The 25,182-nt window shown below is 62.3% G+C and carries 22 protein-coding genes and 1 riboswitch; of the genes, 10 read left to right on the forward strand and 12 right to left on the reverse strand.

Annotated elements, in window-relative coordinates; translation table 11 throughout:
• Window positions 1–17 precede the first annotated feature (17 nt).
• The 4 genes from BLT65_RS16805 to BLT65_RS16820 all read right to left on the reverse strand — a co-directional run bounded on the left by BLT65_RS16805 (window position 18) and on the right by BLT65_RS16820 (window position 4,012).
• Window positions 18–791, reverse strand: a complete 774-nt coding sequence (locus BLT65_RS16805) for an ABC transporter ATP-binding protein (RefSeq protein WP_007586732.1) — start codon at window positions 789–791, stop codon at window positions 18–20.
• Entirely contained in the window at window positions 788–1,603 is an 816-nt protein-coding gene (locus BLT65_RS16810) for an ABC transporter permease (protein WP_091779274.1), read from the reverse strand. Before BLT65_RS16810 ends, BLT65_RS16805 begins: the two co-directional genes overlap by 4 nt.
• A gap of 30 nt (window positions 1,604–1,633) precedes the next feature.
• The gene (locus tag BLT65_RS16815) at window positions 1,634–2,698 is read right to left on the reverse strand and encodes a putative urea ABC transporter substrate-binding protein (protein WP_042314957.1); all 1,065 of its coding nucleotides are present in this window, start codon (window positions 2,696–2,698) and stop codon (window positions 1,634–1,636) included.
• Window positions 2,699–2,755: 57 nt separating this feature from the next.
• Window positions 2,756–2,875: riboswitch (guanidine-I (ykkC/yxkD leader) on the reverse strand.
• Between the two features lie 180 nt (window positions 2,876–3,055).
• A complete protein-coding gene (locus BLT65_RS16820) occupies window positions 3,056–4,012 on the reverse strand; it encodes a LysR family transcriptional regulator (RefSeq protein ID WP_091779275.1) in 957 nt (318 codons plus the stop codon).
• Window positions 4,013–4,192: 180 nt separating this feature from the next.
• On the opposite strand from BLT65_RS16820, the gene BLT65_RS16825 reads away from it, so the two are divergent.
• Genes BLT65_RS16825 through BLT65_RS16835 form a run of 3 tightly spaced genes read left to right on the forward strand, consistent with a single transcriptional unit; the run spans window position 4,193 to window position 7,834 of the window.
• Window positions 4,193–5,503, forward strand: coding sequence for an MFS transporter (locus BLT65_RS16825; RefSeq protein WP_091779277.1), 1,311 nt, complete (start codon window positions 4,193–4,195; stop codon window positions 5,501–5,503).
• A 32-nt stretch (window positions 5,504–5,535) separates the two neighbouring features.
• Window positions 5,536–6,789, forward strand: coding sequence for a Zn-dependent hydrolase (locus BLT65_RS16830; RefSeq protein WP_091779279.1), 1,254 nt, complete (start codon window positions 5,536–5,538; stop codon window positions 6,787–6,789).
• 16 nt (window positions 6,790–6,805) lie between these two features.
• Window positions 6,806–7,834, forward strand: a complete 1,029-nt coding sequence (locus BLT65_RS16835; RefSeq protein ID WP_091779281.1) for a histone deacetylase family protein — start codon at window positions 6,806–6,808, stop codon at window positions 7,832–7,834.
• Between the two features lie 138 nt (window positions 7,835–7,972).
• Here BLT65_RS16835 and BLT65_RS16840 read toward each other — a convergent pair whose 3' ends face one another.
• Window positions 7,973–9,508, reverse strand: a complete 1,536-nt coding sequence (locus tag BLT65_RS16840; protein ID WP_091779427.1) for a complex I subunit 4 family protein — start codon at window positions 9,506–9,508, stop codon at window positions 7,973–7,975.
• 393 nt (window positions 9,509–9,901) lie between these two features.
• Here BLT65_RS16840 and BLT65_RS16845 point away from each other — a divergent pair, with 393 nt between their 5' ends.
• Window positions 9,902–10,150, forward strand: coding sequence for a hypothetical protein (locus tag BLT65_RS16845; RefSeq protein WP_035999914.1), 249 nt, complete (start codon window positions 9,902–9,904; stop codon window positions 10,148–10,150).
• Between the two features lie 109 nt (window positions 10,151–10,259).
• On the opposite strand, the gene cyoD is transcribed toward BLT65_RS16845, so the two are convergent.
• From cyoD to cyoA, 4 genes are read right to left on the reverse strand one after another with little or no spacing between them, the layout of a single operon-like run.
• Entirely contained in the window at window positions 10,260–10,604 is a 345-nt protein-coding gene (cyoD, locus tag BLT65_RS16850) for a cytochrome o ubiquinol oxidase subunit IV (RefSeq protein ID WP_035999922.1), read from the reverse strand.
• Window positions 10,605–11,213 (reverse strand): cytochrome o ubiquinol oxidase subunit III, encoded by a 609-nt coding sequence (gene cyoC, locus BLT65_RS16855; RefSeq protein ID WP_007743998.1) that lies wholly within the window; start codon window positions 11,211–11,213, stop codon window positions 10,605–10,607.
• Window positions 11,213–13,219: a cytochrome o ubiquinol oxidase subunit I gene (gene cyoB / locus BLT65_RS16860; RefSeq protein WP_091779283.1), complete on the reverse strand. Its 2,007-nt coding sequence runs from the start codon at window positions 13,217–13,219 to the stop codon at window positions 11,213–11,215. The genes cyoC and cyoB overlap by 1 nt, the downstream gene beginning before the upstream one ends.
• A gap of 2 nt (window positions 13,220–13,221) precedes the next feature.
• Window positions 13,222–14,124 (reverse strand): ubiquinol oxidase subunit II, encoded by a 903-nt coding sequence (gene cyoA / locus BLT65_RS16865; protein WP_042314951.1) that lies wholly within the window; start codon window positions 14,122–14,124, stop codon window positions 13,222–13,224.
• A gap of 278 nt (window positions 14,125–14,402) precedes the next feature.
• On the opposite strand from cyoA, the gene BLT65_RS16870 reads away from it, so the two are divergent.
• From BLT65_RS16870 to BLT65_RS16885, 4 genes are all read left to right on the forward strand, one after another.
• Window positions 14,403–14,822 (forward strand): DUF1810 domain-containing protein, encoded by a 420-nt coding sequence (locus tag BLT65_RS16870; protein WP_091779429.1) that lies wholly within the window; start codon window positions 14,403–14,405, stop codon window positions 14,820–14,822.
• A 149-nt stretch (window positions 14,823–14,971) separates the two neighbouring features.
• The gene (locus tag BLT65_RS16875; protein WP_042314950.1) at window positions 14,972–15,424 is read left to right on the forward strand and encodes a Fur family transcriptional regulator; all 453 of its coding nucleotides are present in this window, start codon (window positions 14,972–14,974) and stop codon (window positions 15,422–15,424) included.
• Between the two features lie 83 nt (window positions 15,425–15,507).
• The gene (locus BLT65_RS16880) at window positions 15,508–16,170 is read left to right on the forward strand and encodes a response regulator (protein WP_042314949.1); all 663 of its coding nucleotides are present in this window, start codon (window positions 15,508–15,510) and stop codon (window positions 16,168–16,170) included.
• A complete protein-coding gene (locus BLT65_RS16885; protein WP_091779285.1) occupies window positions 16,167–17,501 on the forward strand; it encodes a sensor histidine kinase in 1,335 nt (444 codons plus the stop codon). The genes BLT65_RS16880 and BLT65_RS16885 overlap by 4 nt, the downstream gene beginning before the upstream one ends.
• Before the next feature lie 43 nt (window positions 17,502–17,544).
• Here BLT65_RS16885 and BLT65_RS16890 read toward each other — a convergent pair whose 3' ends face one another.
• Both BLT65_RS16890 and BLT65_RS16895 read right to left on the reverse strand, forming a co-directional pair.
• The gene (locus BLT65_RS16890; RefSeq protein ID WP_091779286.1) at window positions 17,545–18,996 is read right to left on the reverse strand and encodes a heavy metal sensor histidine kinase; all 1,452 of its coding nucleotides are present in this window, start codon (window positions 18,994–18,996) and stop codon (window positions 17,545–17,547) included.
• Window positions 18,996–19,673, reverse strand: a complete 678-nt coding sequence (locus tag BLT65_RS16895) for a heavy metal response regulator transcription factor (protein ID WP_007586698.1) — start codon at window positions 19,671–19,673, stop codon at window positions 18,996–18,998. The genes BLT65_RS16890 and BLT65_RS16895 overlap by 1 nt, the downstream gene beginning before the upstream one ends.
• A 998-nt stretch (window positions 19,674–20,671) precedes the next feature.
• Here BLT65_RS16895 and BLT65_RS16900 point away from each other — a divergent pair.
• Window positions 20,672–22,264 (forward strand): aspartate:alanine exchanger family transporter, encoded by a 1,593-nt coding sequence (locus tag BLT65_RS16900; protein ID WP_091779289.1) that lies wholly within the window; start codon window positions 20,672–20,674, stop codon window positions 22,262–22,264.
• A gap of 288 nt (window positions 22,265–22,552) precedes the next feature.
• A complete protein-coding gene (locus BLT65_RS16905) occupies window positions 22,553–24,490 on the forward strand; it encodes a putative bifunctional diguanylate cyclase/phosphodiesterase (protein ID WP_091779291.1) in 1,938 nt (645 codons plus the stop codon).
• Between the two features lie 12 nt (window positions 24,491–24,502).
• Here BLT65_RS16905 and BLT65_RS16910 read toward each other — a convergent pair whose 3' ends face one another.
• Window positions 24,503–24,961 carry an Lrp/AsnC family transcriptional regulator gene (locus tag BLT65_RS16910; RefSeq protein ID WP_091779293.1) on the reverse strand — a complete coding sequence of 153 codons (459 nt, stop codon included), beginning with the start codon at window positions 24,959–24,961 and terminating at the stop codon, window positions 24,503–24,505.
• Window positions 24,962–25,182: the final 221 nt, after the last annotated feature.

Genomic DNA, 25,182 nt, shown 5'->3' on the forward strand with positions numbered 1-25,182 from the left:
GTGTTTTGTCCTTTCGATCATGCGGGTACGGCGAGCAGCGGCGGAATCGTCATCGCCGCATGCGCTTCGCGCACACCGTTGCGTTCGAGGGGAATGTCGTAGGTGATGCGCGCGCCGTACGCCTGCGGCGCTTGCGGGTCGACGCGCACCTTGTCGAACACGAGCACGCGGCTGCCAAGCGTGAAGCCTTCTTTCAGGTCGTGCGTGACCATGAAGACCGTCAGCTTCGCTTCGCGCCACAGCCCGGTCAGCAGTTCGTGCATGTCGCGGCGGATGCCCGGGTCGAGCGCGCCGAACGGTTCGTCGAGCAGCAGCACGCGCGGCTTCATCACCAGCGCCTGCGCCAGTGCGAGACGTTGCTGCATGCCGCCCGACAGTTGATGCGGATACTTGTCGAGCGAATCGGCGAGGCCGACGCGCGTGAGCATCGCGACGGCTTCATCGCGTGCGAGGCGGCGGCGCGCGCCGAACAGACGGCCTGTGAGCGGCGCATGCGGCAGTTCGAGGCCGAGCATCACGTTGCGCAGCACGGTGAGATGCGGAAACACCGAATAGCGCTGGAACACCACGCCGCGATGCGGGTCCGGCTCTGGCGGCAACGGTTCGCCGTCGAGCAGGATTGCGCCGCGCGTCGGGCGCTCCTGGCCAAGCAGCAGGCGCAGGAACGTCGACTTGCCGCAGCCCGACGCGCCGACCATCGAGCAGAACTCGCCTTCCGCGATGCGCAGATTGAGCCGCTCCAGCACGACCTGATCGCCATACTGTTTCCACAGGTTGCGAATCTCGATCATGCGCGGCCTCCGTTGTACCAGGGGAACGCCCATTGCGTGAGACGGCGCAGCGCTGCGTCGATCAGCCACGCGAGCAGCGTGATCCACGCGACGTACGGCAGGATCACATCCATCGCGAGATAGCGGCGCACCAGAAAGATGCGATAGCCGAGCCCGTCCGTCGAGGCGATGGCTTCCGCCGCGATCAAGAACAGCCACGCCGATGTCAGCGCAAGACGCAGCGCGATCAACAGACGCGGCAGCAGTTGCGGCACGATCACGCGCAGAATCAGCGTCCAGCTCGATGCGCCGAGCGTTTGCGCCTTGATCCACAGTTCCTCGGGGATTTCGCGGGTGCGCTGTTGCAGATCGCGGATCATCATCGGCGTGATGCCGATCACGATCAGCACGACTTTCGACAGCTCATCGAGACCGAACACGATGAAGAGAATCGGCAGCACCGCAAGCGGCGGGATCATCGATATCACCGTGATGAACGGCGACAGCGTTGTGCCCGCGAGCGGAATGCTGCCCGTCACGATGCCGAACACCAGCGCAATCGCCGCGCTCGCGACCAGCCCGATGCCGAGCCGCCTCATGCTCGACACCGTGTCATCCCACATCATGTATTCGCCCGTGCGCTTGTCTTCGGAGAACGCGTACTCGTGCAGCGCGTCCTTCATCTGCGTGGCGGACGGCAACAGCTTGTCGTCGGGGTTGGCTTGCAACCGCAGCGACGAGCCGGTGAAGTAAACCGCGATCAGCACGATGAAGGGCAGCAGCAACAGCATGAGACTGCCGGTGCGGCCAGGATGTCGGTTGATGAGCCGCATGGGCCTCTCCTGCTCAGATTGAAGCCGCGCTCACAGCTTGCCTTGCGCGGCGAGGCGCACGTACGTCGGATCGAAACGCAGCTTCAGGTTGCTCTTGCTTCCGACCACCACGTTGTTGTCGAACGCCATGCCCACTGCGCCCGCGTTCGGCGCGCCCTTGCCGAGCAAACCGTGATCGAACGAGAACTGCGCGACGCGCGTCATGATCTTCGGCATGTTCGGGCTGGTGGCGAAATCGAGTGCCTGTTGCGGCGTGTAGAAGAGTGCCGTGGTGGAGAGTTGCGCCTTGTAGCCGGCGAGGTCGGTGCCCGATGCCTTGGCCATCGACGTGAGCGCGGCCTCCGTGTCAGGCGACGTGCCGTGCATCGTCTGCATGATTTCGAACCATGCGCCCGTCAGCGCCTTGCCGAGCGCCGGGTTGTCATGCAGCGTCTTCGTGTTGACGACCATCATGTCCATGATCTCGCCGGGAATGCGGCTCGAATCGAACACTTCTGTGACGTTCGGCTTCGCCTTCAGATCGGCGAGCATCGGGTTCCACGTGACGGCGTTGTGTACGGTGGGCGTCGCGAACGCGCCGGAGATATCGGCGTCGGACGTGTTGACGGTCTTGATGTCGCGCTCGCTCATGCCTGCCGATTCGAGTGCGCGCGCAAGCAGATAGTGCGAGACGGAGAGTTCGACGAGATTGACGGGCTGACCCTTGAGGTCGGCGACTTTCTTGCCCGCGCCCTTGATGAGCACGCCGTCGTTGCCGTTCGAGTAATCGCTGACGATCAAGGCCGTGCTGTCCACGCCGCCCGTTGCGGGGATGGTGAGCGCGTCCATGTTAGTCATCGCGCAGCCGTCGAACTTGCCGGCCGTGTACTGGTTGATCGATTCGATGTAGTCGTTCAACTGCACGACATCGACGTTGATGCCGTACTTCTTCGCCCATTTGGACATGATGCCTTGCGTCTTCGCATAGCCCCACGGCATCCAGCCGGCATAGATGGTCCAGCAGACCTTGAAGTCCTTACGGGCTTGAGCGAATGAAGGCGTGGAAAAACACAGGGAGAGAGCGACGGCAGCGGCGAAAAATCGGAGCTTGCGCATGAGGTTGACCTCGCAGGGACGGTTATCGACGGCAGGAGCGGCGCGACGCATCGCGTTCTCTCCCGGGCTTTTATCCCGCCGTGTAACCTCATCGAGGTCGACAACTCTCGGACCAGCGTCGCACACCGGATGCTTGTGTTTGCATCGATGCGGACCGGAACCCTAGTCGTCCATTTGCCAGATTGTGACTGCTAAACCGGATGCTGCACCGGCTCCTGTACGTTACTAAGCGATAAGCATGCCATTGCCGTCTTTACCTGAGTCCGGCGGATTTCGTGTGCGGTTCATGCACAAGGTTGAAGCGTGATCGCAATCTGCGCGCGCGTGTTCGCACCAGTCGGGTGCTTCACATAAACGTCATTTGCCCAGTCGTTCCGCCAGCGCATAGCGGCGCATGCAGCGCTCCATGCTGTCGAGAAACGCGTGATCCGCCGCATTCATCTTGCGCTCGCGGTGCCACAGCAGATGCATGTCGACATCGACCAGTCCTTCTTCGGGCGGTAGGCGCCACAGGCGCTGCTGCGCGATGTCGTCACGCACGATGTGCTCGGGCAGGCAGCCGATGCCGAAGCCCGCGAAGATCAGCCGCCGCACTTCGTCGAGACTCGGCGACGACGCGACGATGCGCCCTGTAAAACCCTTCTGGTCGCGAAACACGGTGAGCGGCGAAAGGCTGTCGCCGATCTGGTCGCTCGTGAACGACACGAAGTTTTCGGCGAGCAGGTCTTCCATCGTCAGTGGCGACTTGCCGTACAGCCGGTGATGACGCCCGCAAAAAATCGCATAGCGTTGGCGCAGGAAGCAGCGCATCTCCAGTTTGTCGTGCGGTGAGCGGCACAGGCCGAGACCTGCAGTCGCCGTTTTCTGCAGCAGCGACGAGATGATGTCGGACGAGCGCATCACCTCGATCTGCAAGTCGATGCGCGGATACGCGCTATGAAAGTCCGCGAGAAACTCGTCGTACACGGGCGACTCGATGCGGCTGATGGTCAGCAGGCGAATCGAGCCGCTGATGTCTTCGGTCCGGTCGTCGATCTCGGTTTCGAGCCGCGAGATATTGCCGTAGATATCGCTGGCAATGCGATAGACCTCTTCGCCCGCCTGGGTCGGCGCGAAGTACGGGCCGCGGCGGTCGATCAGCTTGCGCTCCAGCGTTTCCTCAAGCCGTCGCAGCGCCTGGCTCACGGCCGGTTGCGTGACGTGCAGGCGCGCGGCGGCGCGGCTCAGGCTGCGCTCCTGCATGATCACGAGGTAGGTGCGCAGCAGATTCCAGTCGAGCCGGTCGTTCAGAAAGCGGGCGATGTCGGTGCGCATCGAAGGAAACTATAAGTTGAATTTATGCGGCGAATAATAACTCGAAATTTGACTAATGTTTTCTGGCCGCCGATAAATGACACATGCGCGTCCGCTCTGAGAAGCGAGCGGCACATCGATTCCAACACCGCGCGCAATGCCACGGGTTTAACCCACGTCAGACGTGCATCAGGAGCCAGCATGACCCAAACCATCAGTACCGCCCGTCAGCCGGGACGTGCCGCAACGGCCGCGTTCATCGGCACGATGATCGAGTGGTACGACTTCTATATCTACGCGACGGCCGCCGCGCTCGTATTCGGCGAGCTGTACTTTCCGTCGAATGACCGATTCGTCAGCACGATGGCGTCGTTCGCGACCTTCGCCGTGGGCTTTTTCGCGCGGCCTTTGGGTGGCATCGTGTTCGGCCATCTCGGCGACCGCATCGGCCGCAAGAAAGCGCTGATGACGACGCTGATGATGATGGGCGTCGCGACCGTGTGCGTCGGCCTGCTGCCCGACTATTCGAAGGTCGGCATGCTCGCGCCTGTGTTGCTGGTGCTGCTGCGCGTGGTGCAGGGCGTGGCCGTCGGCGGCGAGTGGGGCGGCGCGGTGCTGATGGCGGGCGAACACGCGCCGCAAGGGCGCCGCACGTTCTTCGCGTCGTTCGCGCAGCTTGGCAGTCCGGCGGGGCTGATCCTGTCGCTGATCGCGTTTCGCGCGGTGACGTCGATGGATAAAGCGGACTTCATGTCGTGGGGCTGGCGTCTGCCGTTTCTCGCGAGTTCCGTGCTGCTGATCGTCGGCATCGTGATTCGTCTCGGCGTGAACGAATCGCCGGAATTCCAGCGCGTGAAGGAATCGAACCGCACGGCGAAGCTGCCTATCGCCGAAGTGTTCAGCTCGGCGTGGGGGCTCGTGCTGCTGTGCATCGGCGCGAACACGATCGGCATTGCGGGCGTGTACTTCACCAACACCTTCATGATCGCGTACACGACGCAATATGTCGGCGTGACGCGCTCGCTGATTCTCGATTGCCTGTTTGCGGTGGCGATCATCCAGTTCGTGTCGCAGCCGCTCGCCGCGTGGACGGCCGAACGCATCGGCGGCGCGCGCTTCCTGAAGATCGCCGCCTTGCTCGCGATGATCTCGCCGTATCCGATGTTCATGCTCGTGCAAAGCGGCTCGGCTGTGCCGATGGTGATCGGCATCGCGATTGCCGTGGTCTGCATGGCGAGCTTCTACTCGGTGATCGCGGGCTTCGTCAGCGGCATATTCCCGACGCGTGTGCGCTACTCGGGCATCTCGCTCGCGTATCAGGTGTGCGGCGCGGTGGCGGGCGGTCTCACTCCGCTCGTCGGCACGTGGCTCGCGCATCGCTATACGGGCCAATGGTGGCCGCTCGCCGTGTTCTATACGTGCCTCGCAGGCATCTCGCTGGTGTGCATCGTCGCGCTCGACGCACGGCGCGCGTCCCACGCGGAACAGGCTGAAGCCGTCGGCGCGCATTGAACCGAACTCACGTTGAACGACCCGGAAGACTCATGAAAGACCTGTTGCAAATCGATGGCACGCGCCTTTGGCAAAGCCTGATGGACATGGCGCAAATCGGCGCGACACCGAAGGGCGGCGTGCGGCGTCTCGCGCTCACCGATGAAGACGTACGTGGCCGCGATCTGTTCGCCACATGGTGCCGCGACGCGGGCATGACGGTGAGCGTCGACGAAATCGGCAATCTGTTTGCGCGGCGCGAAGGCGTGCTGAAGGATGCGGCGCCCGTGCTGATTGGCAGCCATCTCGACACGCAGCCCGAAGGCGGGCGCTTCGACGGCGTCTATGGCGTGCTCGCCGCGCTTGAACTAGTGCGCGCGCTGAACGACGCGAACATCGCGACGGAGAAGCCGATCGAAATCGTTTCGTGGACCAACGAGGAGGGCGCGCGCTTCACGCCTGCGATGCTCGGCTCGGCGGTATTCACGGGCATCACGTCGATCGATGAAGCGCTTGCGAAGAAAGACGCGGACGGCATCACGCTGGCGGATGCGTTGACGCAAAGTGGCTATCGTGGCGCGCGCGCCGTCAACGGGCAGGCCGTCGATGCGTATTTCGAAGCGCACATCGAACAGGGCCCCGTGCTCGAAGCGAACGGAACGACGATTGGCGTGGTGACGGGCGGCCAGGCGATCCGCTGGCTCGACGTGACGGTGACGGGCATGGCCGCGCACGCGGGCACGACGCCGATGCCGTATCGCAAGGACGCCTACTTTGCGAGCGCGCAGATGGCGGCGGAACTGGAACGTATCGTCGAAGGCTACGCGCCGCGTGGACTCGTGACGATCGGACAAGTTGGCATCAGGAACGCATCGCGCAACACGATTGCGGGCGAAGTGTCGTTCACCGTCGATCTGCGTCATCCCGAAGACAGCGAAGTCGATGCGATGGAACGCGATCTGCGCGTCGCATTCGAGCGCGTCGCGCAGGCGCGCGGCGTGCAGCTTTGCGTCGACACATATTGGCGCAGCCCCGCGACGCCGTTCGATACCGCATGCGTTGATCTGGTGGCGCAAGCGGTTGAAGCGCTCGGCTATTCGAACGAGCGCATCGTCAGCGGCGCGGGTCACGATGCGATTCATCTCGCGCGCTATTGCCCGACGGCGATGGTGTTCATTCCGTGCGTCGATGGCCTGTCGCACAACGAAGCGGAAGACGCGCTGCCCGACGACGTCACGCGCGGCGCGAACGTGCTGCTCAATGCAGTGCTCGCGCGTGCGGGCGTGACGGCCACCGCGGATGCGTAACAAGAAAGGACCAGCAATGAAAACGTTTTTCCACCCCGAACAACTGCTGCATCATCCGCGCTCGTATCTGTCGCGTGGACAGATGCGCGAGCCGCAGGAAGTGCCCGAGCGCGCTGCGCGGCTCGTCGCTGCTGCGAAATCGCTGGACTTCGATGTCGTCGAACCGGCCGATCACGGTACGGCCGCGATCGCCGCCGTACACGACATGAACTATCTGCGCTTTCTCGAAGAGGCGCATCGCGACTGGAAGAAGATGCCCGACGATTGGGGCGACGAAGTGATGTCGAACATCTACGTGCGCGATCCGAACCCGTTGCGCGGCGTGCTCGCTAAGGCGGCGCGTTATCTCGCGGACGGCAGTTGCCCTGTCGGCGCGAATACATGGCGTGCGGCGTACTGGTCGGCGCAAAGTGCGTTGGCGGCGGCGTCGGCCGTCAACGAGGGCGCGCGCGAGACGTACGCGCTGTGCCGGCCACCGGGCCATCACGCGCGCGCCGATGCGGCGGGCGGCTTCTGCTATCTGAACAACGCCGCGATTGCGGCGCAGTCGTTGCGCAGCCGCTTCAAACGCGTCGCGATTCTCGACACCGACATGCATCACGGCCAGGGCGTGCAGGAGATTTTCTACGGACGCGACGACGTGCTGTACATCTCCATTCACGGCGATCCGACCAACTTCTATCCCGTGGTTGCGGGTTATGAGGAAGAGCGCGGCGCGGGTTCGGGCGACGGCTTCAACGTCAATCTGCCGATGCCGCACGGCTCATCTGAAGCGGTGTTCTTCGACAAGCTCGACGACGCGCTGCGTGTGTTGAAGCGTTTCGAACCGGATGCGCTGGTGCTTGCACTGGGCTTCGATATTTACAAGGACGATCCGCAATCGCAGGTGGCTGTGACGACGGAAGGTTTCGGGCGGCTCGGCGAAGCGATTGGCTCGCTGAAGTTGCCTTCCGTGATCGTGCAGGAAGGCGGCTATCATCTGGAGAGCCTCGAAGCGAATGCGCGTGCGTTCTTCGGCGGCTTCATGGAGAAGCGCGGCGGGTAAGCGCGGATTTCAAGCTCGATGTAGAAACGGCCTCGCAGTAATGCGAGGCCGTTTTTCATTGCTTCAACGCAAATACGCCAACGCAAATGAAAACGGGCGTCCAATGGACGCCCGTCGAATGCTTGCAGTCGAAGCCGTTTAGCCCGGCATGCGGGGTGAAGCAGCCGGCGCACGGTTGTTCGAAGCGACGCCCGTGTCCGAAGGCAACGCGGAGCCTTGTGCTTGCGCAACGAGGTTTTCCGTTGCCGGACCGATCGCGTCGGTGAACGTCTTCGGACGCACGCCGATCGCGAGCACCAGCACGGCCATCGCGCCGAGCAGCACGAACTCGCGGCGGCCCAGATCGCGCAGGCTCGACACGCGCGTGTTCTTGACCGCGCCGAACATCACGCGCTTGTACATCCACAGCGTGTAGGCGGCGCTCAGGATCAGCGTCAGCGCAGCCGTCGCGCCAACCCAGAAGTTGAAGCGGATCGCGCCCATCAGCACCAGAAACTCGCCGACGAAACCCGACGTGCCCGGCAGGCCGACGTTCGCCATCGAGAACAGCATCGCGAACGTCGCGAGCTTCGGCATCGAGTTGGCGACACCGCCGTAGGCGTCGATCGAGCCGTTCTTCGTGCGGTCGAACAGCATGCCCGTACACAGCAGCATGGCGCCCGACACGATGCCGTACGACAGCATCTGCACGACGGCGCCTTCCGTGCCCATGCGGTCGAACGTGAACAGGCCGAGCGTGACGAGGCCCATGTGCGCGACAGCGGAGTAGGCGAGCAGCTTGCGCATGTCGGTCTGCGCGAGCGCGAGCAGGCTGCCGTAGATCACCGCGACGAGCGACAGCGCGATCATCGCCGGTGCGAAGAAGTGGCAGGCATCCGGCACGATGGGCAGCGCGAAGCGCAGCAGGCCGTAGCCGCCCATCTTCAGCATGCCGAGCAGCACGGCGGCGCCCGTCGGACCGTCCGAGTGGACGTCGGGCAGCCAGGTGTGGACGGGCCACATCGGCACCTTCACCGAGAACGCCGCGATGAAGCCGATGAACACCATGATCTGCGGCATGAAGTCGAGCTTCAGCGTACGCCACGTGGCGATGTCGAACGTGTGCGAGTGCGCCCAGAGGTAGATCAGCGCGGCCAGCATCGCCAGCGAGCCGACCAGCGAAAAGAAGAAGAAGCGCACGGCCGCGTAGACGCGGCGCTTTTCGCCCCACGTGCCGATCAGCAGATACAGCGGAATCAGCGACGCTTCGAAGAACACGAAGAACAGCATGCCGTCGAGCGACGTGAACACGCCTTGCATGCAGCCCGACAGCAGCAGGAACGCGCCGTAGTACTGCGCGACGCGCGTGGTGATCGATTCCCACGACGCGATCACGATGATCAGCGTCGTCACGGCCGTCAGCACGGTGAACCACAGCGAAATGCCGTCGACACCGAGGTGATACGAGATGCCGAACTCGGGCAGCCACGCGTACTGCTGCTCGAACTGCATCGTCGACAGCGACGAATCGAAGCCCGCTACCAGCGGAATGACGGGGAGGATGCTGACGGCTGCGCCGATCAGCGCAAGCCAGCGCGTGCGGCTCTGCGCGCTGTCAGAGCCGCCTAGCAGGACGACGATACCGGCGACGATGGGGACCCAGATCAGGAGGTCGAGGACTGATGGGAGGTGCATTTGCTCTTTGATGAAACGCCTGAACGCGAATAGCAGGCCCTCGCCCTTGGGGCGAAGGATCAAAAAACCTTACATGGACATTTCGACGGACGGCCCCGAGGGGCGCGGGACGATGCGCGGCTTGCGCACGCGTGTAACCAAAACGCATGACGGTCAGGGTTAACGAGGATAACTCAAAATAATAATGTTGCGCTGCCACAAGTGCGTTTTTTATTTATTGCGAAAGTCGGCATTGACATTGCTGGGTGGTCCTGCGCAGGCAAAGTGCGCTGCACAAGAAAGCGGCACTGGAAGCGCTTCCACACGATTGGGCGCAACGGCGGCTTACAGGGGTTGCCCTAGATTTAAGCGTCCGTTGTTCGCTGTACGCTTAAGTCGCGAGGAGACGAACCCATGAGAAAAGTTTTCCACATCGCCGTTATCGCCGTCTTGGCTTACCTGGTTGCCGATCGGGCGCTGCTGCATGCGCAGGCGCGGGAGGCCAGTACGTTCGCTTGCGCGCAAGGTGCCGAACAGGTAAAGCTGGATGCGCTGGGCAGAGGGTTTGGCGACGCCGCCGCGAGCAGTCAGGGCGATGCGTTCAGGTCGGGATGTCTGGTGACGGGCCGTGGCCGTCCTATGGAGATGCTGGCGCGCAACTGACCAACAGTTGATACGCTGATGAGGCGCAGATGAAGCAGGGCAGGGAAGCCGCGCCGGCCGCACGATACGTCGTGTGCAACCGGCGCGAGGATGCGCGCTTAACGCAAGGTTAGCGCGACATCATGTTCATGCTGACGTTATGCATGACCCACAGCGTACCGCCGATCACGATAACAGCCGTCAGCACCGTGAACGCGAACGCGGTCACGTTCCAGCGCTGACCCGACGACGTGTTCATGTGCAGGAAGTACACCAGGTGAACGATGATCTGCACGAGGCCGAGACCGGCAATCGCGTAGAGCGCCTGCGTGCCCGTTGCCCAGCCCGCCAGCACCACGCCGAATGCGGCTGCCGTCAGGATGACGGACAGCACGAACCCGATCATGTAGCTGCCAAAACTGCCGTGACTTTCGTCACCGTGCGCCGAATGTGATGAGTGAGAATGGCTGCTCATTTAGATCACGCTCGCAAGATAGACAAACGAAAAAACACCGATCCACACGATGTCCAAGAAGTGCCAGAAGAGGCTCAGGCACGTCAGACGGCGCAGTTCGCGCTCGCCCAGAGCGGGCGCGCGCACGACCTGAATCATCATCACCAGCATCCACACCAGACCCGACGTGACGTGCAGGCCGTGCGTGCCGACCAGCGTGAAGAACGCCGACAGGAACGCGCTGCGGTCAGGACCCGCGCCGTCCGCGATCATGTGCGAGAACTCGCGGATTTCCAGCGCGACGAACGACGCGCCCAGCACGAACGTCACAGCCAGCCAGAACAACGTGGTGCTCTTGTTGTTCTTGTGCGCGCCGAGCATCGCGAAACCGTACGTGATACTCGAGAACAGCAGGATCGCCGTTTCGATCGCCACGCCCTGGATCTCGAACAGATCCTTGCCGCTCGGACCGCCGGCGAACTGATGGCTCATCACTGCAAACGTCGCGAACAGCGCCGCGAACAGAATGCAGTCGGTCATCAGATACAGCCAGAAGCCGAACACCGAATTGGACGGAGCGTGTTCCGCGTCGTGATGATGCGGGTCCGCAACAATAGCTTTTTGTAGCATCAGGCAATCTCCTCAGCTTCGGGCAGTTGCTTGGCGATCGCCGCGCCCGAACCAGCGCCGTTACGTTCTTCCATCAGTCGAACGGTTTCGGCCGGGATGTAGTAGTCGGTGTCGTTATCGAAGCTGCGTGCGATCCACGTACCGATCGCGCCGATAAAGGCCGCGATAGCCAGCCACCAGATGTGCCACGTCAACGCGAAGCCCAGCGCAAGGCTGAACACGCCGATGAAGAAACCAGCGCTCGTGTTCGACGGCATGTGAATGTCGCGGTACACCGGCTTCTCGACATTGCCGCGTTGCTTCATGTCGTGGAATGCGTCCAGCTCATGCACGACAGGCACCGTTGCGAAGTTGTAGATCTGCGGCGGCGAGGTCGTCGCCCATTCGAGCGTACGGCCATTCCACGGATCGCCCGTGAGGTCGCGGTTTTCCGGCTTGTTGCGATCGCGGATCGACACGACGATTTGCAGCAGCTGGCAGCCGATACCGATTGCGACGAGCACTGCGCCCAGTTCAGCAACCAGCAGCCACGGATGCCATGCCGGGTTGTCGTAGTGGTTCAGACGGCGCGTCATGCCCATGAAGCCGAGCACGTACAGCGGCGTGAACGCAACCCAGAAGCCGATCTGCCAGAACCAGAACGCAGCCTTGCCGAGCTTCTCGTTCAGCTTGAAGCCGAACGCCTTCGGGAACCAGAAGTTCATGCCAGCGAGGTAGCCGAACAGCACGCCGCCGATGATCACGTTGTGGAAGTGAGCAATCAGGAACAGCGAGTTGTGCAGCACGAAGTCCGCGCCGGGAATCGCCATCATCACGCCCGTCATACCGCCGATCGTGAACGTGACCATGAAGCCGAGCGTCCACAGCACAGGCGTCGTGAACTCGATGCGGCCCTTGTACATCGTGAACAGCCAGTTGAACACCTTCACGCCCGTCGGGACCGCGATGATCATCGTCGCAATGCCGAAGAACGCGTTGACGTCGGCGCCCGAACCCATCGTGAAGAAGTGGTGCAGCCACACGAGGAACGACAGCACCATGATCGCGCAGGTTGCGTAGACCATCGTCTTGTAGCCGAACAGCGGCTTGCGCGCGAACGTTGAGATCACTTCCGAGAAGATACCGAACGCAGGCAGGATCAGGATGTAGACCTCAGGGTGGCCCCATGCCCAGATCAGGTTCAGGTACAGCATGGCGTTGCCGCCGGCATCGTTCGTGAAGAAGTGCATGCCGAGGTAACGGTCGAGACCAAGCAGCGCGAGCGTGACGGTCAGGATCGGGAATGCCGCCATGATCAGCACGTTCGTGCACAGGGCAGTCCACGTGAACACGGGCATCTTCATCAGCGTCATGCCAGGCGCGCGCATCTTGATGATCGTGACGAAGAAGTTCACGCCCGTCAGCAAGGTGCCGATACCCGAGAGCTGTAGCGACCACAGGTAGTAGTCGACCCCGACACCGGGGCTGAACTGCAGCTCCGACAGCGGCGGATACGCGAGCCAGCCCGTTTGCGCGAATTCGCCGACCAGCAGCGAGATGTTGATCAGGATCGCGCTGATCGCCGTCATCCAGAACGACAGCGAGTTCAGGAACGGGAACGCGACGTCGCGTGCGCCGATCTGCAGCGGCACGATCAGGTTCATCAGGCCGACCATGAAGGCCATTGCCATGAAGAAGATCATGATGACGCCGTGCGCCGTGAAGACCTGATCGTAGTGGTGCGGCGGCAGATAGCCGGGCGAGTGGTACGCGAGCGCGAGCTGCGTACGCATCATGATCGCGTCGGCAAAGCCGCGCAGCAGCATGATCATGGCCACGACGATGTACATCACGCCGAGCTTCTTGTGGTCGACGGAGGTGAGCCATTCCGTCCACAGGTAACGCCACTTGCCGAAGTACGTGATTGCGCCGAGCACAGCCAGCGCGCCGAAAATCATCCCGATACCGGCGACGACGATGATCGGCTCGTGATACGGAATGTCTTCCAGGGTTAATTTACCGAACATGCTTACCCCTTGGTCCCGTTAGGTGCACAGTTCACGTCCTTCATGTTGTCGATGACGTGACCGTTGTTGTAGCGGGCAACAATGTTGTTGAAGAGCTTGGGATCGACCGACGAGAAGTACGACACAGACGCCTTCTCTTCCGGCTTCGCCACTGCGTAGTAGCGGTCCATCGAGAGGTGATCCGTCGATGCGCGTGCTTTCGCGACCCATGCGTCGAAGTCTTGTTGCGACTCAGCGAGCGTGCGGAACTTCATGTCCGAGAAGCCCTTGCCGCTGAAGTTGGCGGAAGTGCCGGCGTAATCGCCCGGTTCATCAGCCAGCAGATGCAGACGCGTCTGCATGCCTGCCATCGCGTAGATCTGGCCGCCCAGTTGCGGGATGAAGAACGAGTTCATCACCGTGTCCGACGTGATGCGGAAATTCACCGGGGTGCCCACGGGAATCGCCAGCTGGTTCACGGAAGCGATGCCGAGATCCGGATAGATGAACAGCCACTTCCAGTCGAGCGCGACGACTTCGACGTTGATCGGCTTCACGTTCGATTCGAGCGGCTTGTACGGGTCGAGCTCATGCGTGCTCTTCCACGTCAGGACGGCGAGGAACAGAATGATCAGTGCGGGGATCGTCCAGACGGCGACTTCGATTGCCGTCGAATGCGACCAGTTCGGACGGTATTCGGCGGACTTGTTCGATGCGCGATAGCGCCATGCGAACAGCAGCGTCAGGAAGATGACAGGAACCACGACGATCAGCATCGCCCACGTCGAGGTCGCGATCAGCGACTTCTCGGCGGCACCGATGGGACCTTTCGGCGCGAGCAGATCAAGGTTGTTGCACCCCGAAAGCAGGAGGGCTGGGGCAATTGAGACGAGACCGGCTAGCCGGCCCGCGATTTTTTTCGTCATCGCGGCCCTCTACAAAAACAAACGAACGAACGCATGCATTTCCTTGCTCCTTTTATAAGCGCTCGCATAATACGAAAGACACGTGTTGCAGTACAGCACTTTGATGCGAACGAACTATTGCGCGATCAGAGGTGAGACATAGTGTCGCAATGCCGCATCGGAGACCCTTTTACGGTGTGCTGACGGCAGGAAGGACTGGTTTGAAAGGTTTTCGTAGGGAGATGATGGGCATGCCGGATGCATTTGCTGCGGCACGCAACAGAACTGCGGAGGACGGGATGGACGATAAATTCGACCTTCGACGCTTCGTCGATGCTCAGGCACCTATTTACGGGCAGGCGCTAGCGGAATTGCGCAACGGGCGCAAGCAAAGCCACTGGATGTGGTACGTCTTTCCCCAGTTTCAGGGCCTCGGAACGAGTCAAATGGCCCAAAAATTTGCCATTAACTCATTACCCGAAGCTGTCGCGTATTTGCAACATCCGGTGCTCGGTCCCCGTTTAAAGGAAGTGACGCGTGCTGTCAACGAAGTCGAGGGCCGCTCGATCGAGACCATCTTCGGCTACCCGGATTACCTGAAGTTCCACTCGTCGATGACGCTGTTTTCAAAAGCCGCGCCCGACGAGCCGGTGTTCACCGATGCGCTTGGCAGATACTTCGGCGGCAAGCCGGACGAGCGGACCCTGGAACTCCTCTGAGCGCCGCACGCAAAGCGCGCCGAAGCGCCCAAATACGCGCGCTGCGCGCGCTCCACAAGCCCCGATAAGCGATTCTTAAGGATCGCGCGGCCAGAATGGCCCGTTGCGAAGCCCGACAGAGGCTTCGCGTTACCGGACGGGGCTTCCACATGATTGCGATCTACGCTGCGCTAAAAGCGGCCGGCCTGCGCCCGACGACGAGCCGGGCGTCCGTGCTGAGGCTTTTTCACGAGCTCCCACACGAGCACTTCACTGCCGATCAGGTGTACCGCAAGCTGTCGCGCGAGCCGGAGCCTTGCAGCCTGGCGAGCGTCTACCGCGCGCTCTCGCAGCTGCATGAGGCGGACCTCATTTCGAGCGCGACATTGGGCGATGCGCGCATCATCTACGAACTCAATCGCGGCCAGCGCCACTATCACCTCGTCTGCAACCGCTGCGGCCGCATTCAGGACGCGTACGATCCAGGCCTCGAACAGCAGCAGGAAAAGATCGCCGCCGATCAGCACTTTCACTACGTGACGTCGAGCCTGGTGATCTTCGGCCGATGCGAAGCCTGCGAGGGCCTGCCCGCGATACCCAGGCGCCTCGGCGCGAGCGGATGAGCGATTTCCGGGTGAAGAAGCGCTTAAGGGCGCGCTAAGCTACGGGTTCGGAGAATGGAGGCTATCGACGGAGAGAGTGCGCGATGCGTTTGCTGCTGGTAGAAGATGACGAAATGATTGGCGAGCCCGTCGTGGATACGATGCGCGGCGCGGGCTATGCCATCGATTGGGCGCATGACGGGCGCGAAGCCGAGCTGTCGCTGGCCCACGATGTCTACGATCTGGTGCTGCTCGATCTCGGCCTGCCGAAGGCAGATGGCATCGACGTGCTCAACCGCTACCGGCGCAGCGGCGGCAGCGCGCCCGTGATGATTCTCACCGCGCGCGACGCTGTCGAGAACCGCATTGCGGGGCTCGACGCTGGCGCCGACGACTACCTCGTCAAGCCCTTCGATCTCGATGAACTCGCGGCGCGCGTGCGCGCGTTGCTGCGCCGGCGCACGGGGCATGCCCATCCCGAGTACGCGTACGGCGATCTCACCTTGAACCCCGCCGCACACGAAGCGACGCTGAAGGGCGAATTGCTGTCGCTCGTGCCGCGCGAATTCAGCCTGCTGCAGGCGCTGATCGAAGAGCCGACGCGCGTCTTCACGCGCTCCGAACTCGAAGACAAGCTGTATGGCTGGGGCGAGGAAGTGGGCAGCAACACGATCGAAGTGCATGTGCATAGCTTGCGGCGCAAGATCGGCGCCGACCAGATCGTGACGGTGCGGGGCGTCGGTTATCGGCTCAAGCGCGCCGTATGACGTCGATCCGGCGCTGGTTGCTCGGCTGGCTGATCGCCGGCCTCGCGCTCGCTGCGTTGGTCGCGGCGTACGGCATCTTCTACACGGCGCGGCTCGAAGCGACCGAACTGTTCGACTACGAATTGCGCACGGTGGCGCTCTCCGTGCCGGCGACGATAGGCAGCAGCAACGCGCTCGCGCAGCGCACGCCGGATTTCGCGGGCCTCGCCGACGATCGCCTGTTCATCGAAGTGTGGGACGACGCGGGCCAGAGCGTGTACAAGTCGCTCGAAGGCCTCGACGTGCCGCGTTATCCGCCGGGCCTGCGCACCATCGAGCGCGACGAGTATCACTGGCGGGTCTTCGGCGTGCAGGAAGGCGACCGTTTCGTTCAGGTCGCACAACCCGTGTCTGTGCGCGAAGATCTCGCGCGGCATCTCGCATTGCGCACGCTGTGGCCGCTCGCGTTGTTTCTTCCCGTCATCGTGTTGATCGTGCTGTTCGTGGTCGGCCGGGGTCTTGCGCCGATCGGGAGCATCTCGCGCGCGCTCGCAACCCGTTCGTTCGATTCGCTCGAACCGTTGCGACTGGACGGACGCATGCCCGTCGAACTGAAGCCGCTCGTCGATGCGCTCAACGATCTGCTGCATCGCCTGAACGTCGCCTCGCAATCGCAACGCACCTTTGTCGGCGATGCCGCGCACGAACTGCGCTCGCCGCTGGCCGCATTGAAGCTGCAATTGCAGGCAGCGGAGCGCGACGGCTCACTGGTCGGCAGCAAACAGACCTTCGAGCGCATCGAAGGGCGCCTGAACCGGCTGATCCATCTCGTCCATCAACTGCTGACGATGGCGCGTGAAGACGCGCAGCGCAGCGCGCATTTCGAGCCAGTGAGCCTGCGCCGGCTATGCGAGCGCGCCGTAGGCGACTTTTCGATGCTCGCCGAGGAGAGGCAGATCGACCTCGGCCTGGAGTTCAATCCCTCCCGCGATTCCGACGATGCCTACAAGGTCAGCGCCGAGCCAGCCGGTATCGAGGTGCTGCTCAACAATCTGATCGACAACGCAATCCGCTATACGCCGTGCGGCGGAAAGGTGGATGTGATCCTGAAGCGCAGCGGCGACGGCATCGGCCTATGCGTGTCGGACAGCGGGCCAGGCATTCCGGACGCGGAGCGCGAACGCGTGTTTGACCGCTTCTATCGCAGCGCGGGCAACAAGGAACATGGCAGCGGGCTGGGCCTCGCGATTGCGCTGAAAATCGCGCAACGGCATCAGGCGACGCTCAGCGTCGACAACAACGAAAACGGCGCGGGACTGCGCGTGACGCTGTCGGGACTGCGGGCGCAATAGCGGCTGAATAGCAGCCGAATAGCAGCCGGGTTGGCGCGCGCACTCAACGAAACGTCAGCACGAAGCGCGTGCTGCGCGCGTCGCTTTCCGCATGAACGGTGCCGCCGTGCAGATCCATGATAGTGCGCACGATCGCGAGGCCCAGCCCCGTCGATCCCGGCGACCCTTGCGGCGAACCGGAAGAAGGCAACGAACTGCGCGACGGATCGACGCGATAGAAGCGGTCGAAAATCCGTTCGAGATGTTCGTGCGCAATCGGCTCGCCTTCGTTCGACACCGTGACGCGCACGTCGCCATCGATCTCATGCGCGTCGAGCACGATCTCCTTGTCGCGAGGCGTATAGCGCAGCGCGTTCGCGAGCAGGTTGCCGATGGCGCGGCGGAAGAGTTCGAGATCGGCGGTGAGCATCGCGGCACCTGTCACGCGAACGCGCACGCCGGCGTCTTCCGCGACCCCTTCGAAATACTCGCCGATGCGCGTCAATTCCTGCACGGCATCGAACACGCGCATGTGCTTGACGAACTGCGGATGCTCCGCGCGCGCGAGAAACAGCACGTTCTCGATCATGCGCGACAGACGCTCGCATTCTTCGAGGTTCGATGCGAGCAGCGCTTCGTACTCGTCGGCGGAGCGTGTGCGTGCGAGCGCCACTTCCGTCGCGCCGCGCATGTTGCTGAGCGGCGTACGCATGTCGTGCGCGAGATCGGCGGTGAAGCGCGACATCTGTTTGAAGCCGTGGTCCATGCGTTCGAGCATGGCGTTGAGCGTCGTCACCAGCGCTTCGAGTTCGCGCGGCACGCGTTTAACGGCAATGCGCGTATTCAGGCGGTTCACGGTGACTTGCGCGGCGCTCGCGGCGATATCGTTTACGGGCCGCATCGCCGCGCGAATCAGCAGATAGCTGAGCACCGTGGTCAGCAGCACGCCGATGATGCCGTAGATCTTGAGCTGGTCGCGGTACTGATCGAGCAGTTCGTAGCGGTCGCTCAGGTTGCGCGCGATCAGGATGCTGACCATTTCGCCGTCGCGCAAGGTCACGTCGGTGGCGACACCGCGAATCGGCGCGCCCGTGTTGTTGTGCCACGCGACGATGTCGTCTGCCGTGATGCGCGCCGTTGGCGGCACGCGCTGAATGGAGCGGCCGGTGGCGAGAATTGAAGTGTCGCTGGCGGGCACGGGCATGCCGAGCGTGCTCGTCAGATTGTGCTCGATGGCGAGTTGCCCGTTGGGATCGAACACTTCCATCGACATGCCCGGATTACCCAGCACGATGCTCGTGATCCGGTCGCCATGCTCGCGAATGCCTTTCGATGCTTCGATCTCCTGCGCCAGACGCCGCGCGTGACGCGCAGCGAGCACGATGCTCATGTCGTCTTGCGAACTGATCTCACGTTCGAGCGCGCGATAGAGAAAGTTGCCGACCAGCACGAACACGGCGAGCGTCGTCGCGCCGAACGCGAGCGCGAGCGTGGTGGTGATCGAACGGCCGCGCATCAATCCGCTTCCTTGATTTCGAGCACATAGCCGACACCGCGAACCGTATGAATCAGCTTGACGGGGAAGTTGTCGTCGATCTTGCTGCGCAAGCGGCGAATCGCGACTTCGACGACATTCGTGTCGCTGTCGAAGTTCATGTCCCACACGTATGACGCAATCTGCGTGCGGCTCAACACTTCGCCGTGGCGGCGCGCGAGCAGTTGCAGCAGCGAGAACTCGCGCGGCGTGAGATCGATGCGCGTGGTGCCGCGCTTGACGCGGCGGCGGTTCACGTCCATCTCCAGATCACCGATGCGGATCAGCTCGCTTTCGCGCGGCGGTCCGCGACGTGCGAGTGTGCGCACGCGAGCTAGCAGTTCTACGAATGCGAAAGGCTTGACGAGGTAGTCGTCGGCGCCGAGTTCGAGGCCGCGTACACGGTCGTCGATGTCGTCGCGTGCGGTGAGAAATAGCACGGGGGTGGTGCGCGTGGCACGCAGCGTTTTCACGACGGTCCAGCCGTCCATCCACGGCAGCATCACGTCGAGAATGATGACGTCGTAGTCTTCCTCCTGCGCGAGGATCAGGCCGTGCGAGCCGTCGTTCGCTACCTCGACTGAATAGCCGGACTCTTCTAGTCCCTTCTTCAGGTAGGCCGCTGTTTTGGGTTCGTCCTCGATGACAAGGATGCGCATCGTTCTGCTCCGCTTTGCTGCTGGATTTTGACGTTTCAATCATACCGAGATGTGTGTGGTGTCTGATTACATTTCGGTAATGTTCTAGTTTGCTTGTTTTTCTCTGGCATCGGGCCTTTGCGCTGGCATCCGCGTTTGCGCTTTCGTTGCGGGGCCGGTTTGGTTTTTTGGGGTTTGCGCTGGCATCCGCGCTATGCCTTCGTGCTTCAAGCGTCGCCCCTGTGCGGGGCGGCACCTACTTTTCTTTGCCGCCGCAAAGAAAAGTAGGCAAAAGAAAGCGGCTAACACCGCCAGCTCTTGTGTTTGCCTGAGGGCCCCCAAAGGTTCTTACGCTTCACACGGCAATCACGTGACCTATGTTCGTTGCCAACGCTCTTGCGGTGCGCCTCACCCGCTTCACGCACCCGCGTCCGAGCACGCCATGCCAGATAGTCCACCGCCGCCCAGGTGGCAAACTGTGTGTACGCCGTAGCGCATCACACGCCTCACTTCGGACCCGATTGCGCACGCGTGCCACCCTGTAAGAGCGCCAAGCTATACGACGCGACAACCTACACATAGTTTGCCACCTGGGCGGCGCAAACGATTCGCTGCCGTTAGCCCAAGTTCGGGTGTTTGAAGTAGGTGAGGCGGTCATTCGAAGCGTTGGCAACTAACGCGAACAGAAATGCTGCCGTGTGAAGCGTAAGACCGGTTGGGGGCCCTCAGGCAAGAAGAAATGTTGGCGGTGTGAGCCGCTTTCTTTTGCCTACTTTTCTTTGCGGCGGCAAAGAAAAGTAGGTGCCGCCCCGCACAGGGGCGACGCTTGAAGCACGCTAACAAATCGCGGATGCCAGCGAAAACACAAGCAAACCAAACCAACCCGGCCGCGCACAGCGTCTATGATTGATCTGGCAATACATGGGCGGATAGCCTCAAAGCGGCGTGCGCCCATTCCAGTCGCATCATGCTCTTCCGTTAGCTAACAGCAAGGCCAGTACACGACCCATGGAGCGAACATGGATGCAATCCGTACATTGCTCGAATCGCAACCGTTGCTCACTTTGTTCCTCACCATCGCGCTGGGCTATGTGATCGGCGAATTCAGCATCAAAGGCGTGGCGCTCGGCTCGGGCGCGGTGCTGTTCGTCGGGCTTGCGATCGGCGGCTTTGCGCCGAAGTCCGCGCCGCCCGCGGTGCTCGGCACGCTGGGTCTGTTGCTGTTTCTCTATGGCATCGGCGTGCAGTACGGTGCGCAGTTCTTCGCCGGCTTGTCGAGTACCGATGGACTCAAGGCGAACGCGGCCGCCGTGCTCGGCGTGATCGGCGCGGGCTTCGTGTCGCTCGCACTCGGGCCGCTATTCGGCGTGAAGCTCGATCAGGCGCTCGGCCTGTATGCGGGCGCGGGCACCAGCACGGCAAGCCTGCAGGCGGTGCTTGCCGTGCTGAAGGGCGAAGGGGCGGCCGTCGGCTATAGCGTCGCGTATCCGTTCGGCGTCGCCGGGCCGATCCTGTTTCTCTATCTGCTGAGCGTCGCGCTGGCGCGCAAGATCGAAGCGCCGCCCGCGCACATCATGGAGACGGCCGAGATCGCGCTGCGCAACCAGGCGTTCGTCGGCCTCACGTTTCCCGAACTGAAAGCGCGTCTGCCCGCGGGCCTCGGCATCGCAGCCGTGCGCCGCGCGCATCACAACCAGCTGCCCGCCGACGATTTCGTCATGCAAACCGACGACGTGCTGCTCGCGACGTCGATGGATGGCGACGAACTGCGCAAGGCCACCGAACTGCTCGGCGAATTGCACCCCGGACGCATGACGCGTTTCCGCGAAGATCTCGATTATCTGCGCGTGTTCGCGTCGAGTCGCACCGTGGTCAGCCATGCGCTGCGCGATATCCGATTTCCCGACGGCATGGTGTGCTCGATCGCGCACGTGCGTCGCGGCGACGCCGACATGCTGCCGAGTCCCGATCTGATACTCGAGTTCGGCGACCGTGTCGGTCTCTTGATCGGTCCCGGTCAACGCGATGCGGTGCGCAAGCTGTTCGGCGATTCGATCAAGGGAACGGCGGAGTTGAGCTACATCTCGATCGGCATCGGTGCGGCGCTCGGCTTGCTGGTCGGCCTGATTCCGCTGCCGATACCGGGCGTCGGCAAGTTGTCGCTCGGGCTCGCCGCGCTGCTGCTGGTCGCGCTCTATCTCGGCAAGATCCGGCGAATGGGTGGACTCGTCTGGACGATGCCGCTTTCGGCGAATCTCGTGCTGCGCAACTTCGGACTGACGGTGTTTCTCGCGCAGGTCGGGCTGTCGTCGGGACCGAAGTTCTTTGCGACGATCGGCCTCACGGGCATCTCGTTCCTGTTGTACGGCGCGGCCATTCTGATTGCGCTCGTGTGTATCACGGCGGCGTGCTGCCTGTGGCTTTTTCGCCTGCCGTTCGACGCGACCGTCGGCGTGATCAGCGGCGCGACGGGCAACCCGGCGATCCTCGCGTTCGCGAATCGCATCGCGCCGACCGATCGCCCCGATATCGGCTACGCGATGATCTTTCCATCGATGACGATCGTGAAAATTCTGTTCGTCGAGATCGCGGCTGTGGTCATAGGCGGATGAACGGTTTTGCGCTATCAACACGCTATTGATCTGACGAATACCTTGTAAAAAAGGGCTTTTCGCGAGCATTACGCACGTGTGTTGTGCAAGCGTGTGTGGCGCCGTCGAGACAGCGCGGCTCATCTCGCTGCTTTCTTTACTGGCGAACATAGTCGGTCTCGTATCATCAGGTTCGCCGCGCAACTGCCGTAAACATGCAGGTATGCGACAGACGCCATCGCCTCTCGCAGCCTGGACGTACCAACAGGCGGCGCCCCGGACTTGCCGACCCATTCACGCTGCCGAGCCATGATTCGCCCGCAGGACCTCGCCTCGTTTCGTACTGTTCCTGCCGTGAAGGCCGCGCTGTCACGCTCGCAGTTCGACGCGTTTTCACGGCAATTGCCGCTGCTGTATGTGATCCTCGTGGTGAACAGCGTCGCCGTGGCCGCGACGCATGTCGCCGTTGCGCCGGCGTGGCTCGCCATCTGGGTGCCGCTCGCGATGTGTACGGCCTGCGCGATCCGGCTGGTCGTGTGGGTGAGGCGACGAAATTTCCTCGCGTCGCTGACGGACGAACAGGTCGCGTCGCGGCTCAAGACGACGGTCTGGCTGATTGGACTGCTGGGCGTCATCTTCACGGGCTGGGGATTGCTGCTTTTCCCGTATGGCGACCCGTACGCACGCGCGCACGTGGCGTTCTACATGTCGATTACGGTGATCGGCTGCATCTTCTGTCTGATGCACATGCGCAAGGCCGCGTTGTTGCTGACGGCCATCGTGATCGTGCCGTTCTCGCTGTTCTTTTCGCTGACGCATAACGCGGTGCTTGTTGCGATTGCGATCAACATGCTGCTGGTTGCCGTCGCGATGATCTTCGTACTGGTCACCTACTATCGTGACTTTGCGAACCTCGTTGGATCGAAGCATGCATTGCAGGCGAAGCAGGCCGAACTGCAACGGCTGAGCGACGAAAATTCGCGCCTCGCCAATCTCGACATCCTCACAGGGTTGCCGAACCGCCGGCGCTTTCTGGCCGATCTCGACGCGCTCTTCGAAACGGCGCAGGCAGGGCAGGCCCGATTCGCCGTCGGCGTAATCGATCTCGACGGCTTCAAGCAGGTCAATGATCTATATGGCCACGGCGCAGGCGACCGCGTGCTCGAAGAAGTCGGCCGGCGGCTGCTCGACGTGTCGGGGCCGCATACCCAGCTTGCACGGCTCGGCGGCGACGAGTTCGGCCTGCTGGTGACGGACGTGCGCGAGCCGCAGGACTTGCGCGACATCGGCGCGGCGATCTGCGAAACGCTGCGCGCGCCGTACGCGTGGCATGGCGCGACTGCGCGGCTGTCGGGATCGCTCGGCTTTGCGATCTATCCCGATGCGGGCCGCTCGCCCGCGCAACTGTTCGAGCGCGCGGATTACGCGTTGTACTTCGCGAAGGAGCATCGCCGCGGCGGCACGACGATCTTCTCGGCGGAGCACGAAAAACAGATTCGCGAGCTTGGGCAAGTTGAACAGGCGCTGCGGCATGCGGATCTCGAGCGCGAAATGACGCTGCATTTCCAGCCTATCGTCGACACGGTGCGCGAGCATGTCGTGTCGTACGAAGCGCTGGCGCGATGGGCCAGCCCGACGCTCGGCGACGTGCCGCCGGCGTTGTTCATCAAGGTCGCCGAGCGCAGCGATTTCATTCATACCGTGACGGCGGCGCTATTGCGCAAGGTGCTCGCGACGATGCGCGAGTGCGATCCGGCCGTGCGCGTCGCCTTCAATCTGTCGGCGCGCGATATCGGCTCGGTGGACGCGGTTGCGAACATTACGGGCATCGTTCGCGAGAGTGGCGTCGCGCCTGATCGCCTGACCTTCGAAGTGACGGAGACGGCCGTCATTCAGGATTTCGAGCAGGCGTTCGCGTCGCTCGATGCGTTCAAGCAGCTAGGCGTTCACATTTCGCTCGACGATTTCGGCACGGGCTATTCGAGCCTTACCTGCATTCACCGGCTGCCGCTGGACAAGATCAAGATCGACCGCGGCTTTCTCGACCGCATCGACGCCGATCCGGCGGCACAGGACATCGTGCGCAGCATCGTAGATCTGTGCCGCACGCTTGAACTGACGTGTGTGGCCGAAGGCGTGCAGACGGAGGCGCAGGCGAGCGTGCTGCGCGGGCTTGGCTGCACGGTCATGCAGGGTTTCTACTTCGGCATGCCAATGCCGTTCGAAGAGCAGTCGTTTGCGGTGTGATGGTTGCAGCGCTCAAGGCTCGACGGAGACCGAGCGCTTCAGGCAGCGCAGTGCGAACAAAGAGCGGCTGTCCTGAAAGCCGGGCAGGCGATACAGCTTGCGCCGCAGAAACGACTCGTAGCCTTCCGTGCCCGCCACCGCAACCTTGATCAGATAGTCGTATTCCCCCGACACGAGAAACGCCTCGACCACTTCCGGCAGATCGGCGAGCGCTTCGCCGAAGCGGTCCAGCGTGCGCTCATCGTGCTTCGCGAGCTTCACTTCGATGATGACGGTATCTGGCAAGCCCAACGCTTTCTGGTTGAGCAGCGCCGCATAGCCTTCGATCACACCCGCCTCTTCGAGTGCGCGCACGCGGTTCCAGCAAGGCGTCGCCGACAGGCCGACACGTTCGGCGAGCTTCGCGTTTGAGAGGCGTCCGTCGTTGCGCAGTTCGCGCAGGATGCGCTGATCAGTGGCGTCCAGTTTCATGCAGTCTCCGGGTCAAGACGATTCGTCTTCTGTAATGCCGTTCTGATAGTCGATTATTCTGCCACGATCCCGTTCTGTGCCTGATCAACAGCACAAAATTCCCAATTTGACCGCATACACTTTTGCGACGGATGACCTTGCCTTGCGCGGGTCCCGAGAACTTCGCTGCCTGCGTCCGCGACCCGGACGACGAGCGGCCAGCCGGCGCGAGGCGATCGCTT

It is taken from the genome of Paraburkholderia steynii, assembly GCF_900100565.1.
Lineage (GTDB): Bacteria > Pseudomonadota > Gammaproteobacteria > Burkholderiales > Burkholderiaceae > Paraburkholderia > Paraburkholderia terrae.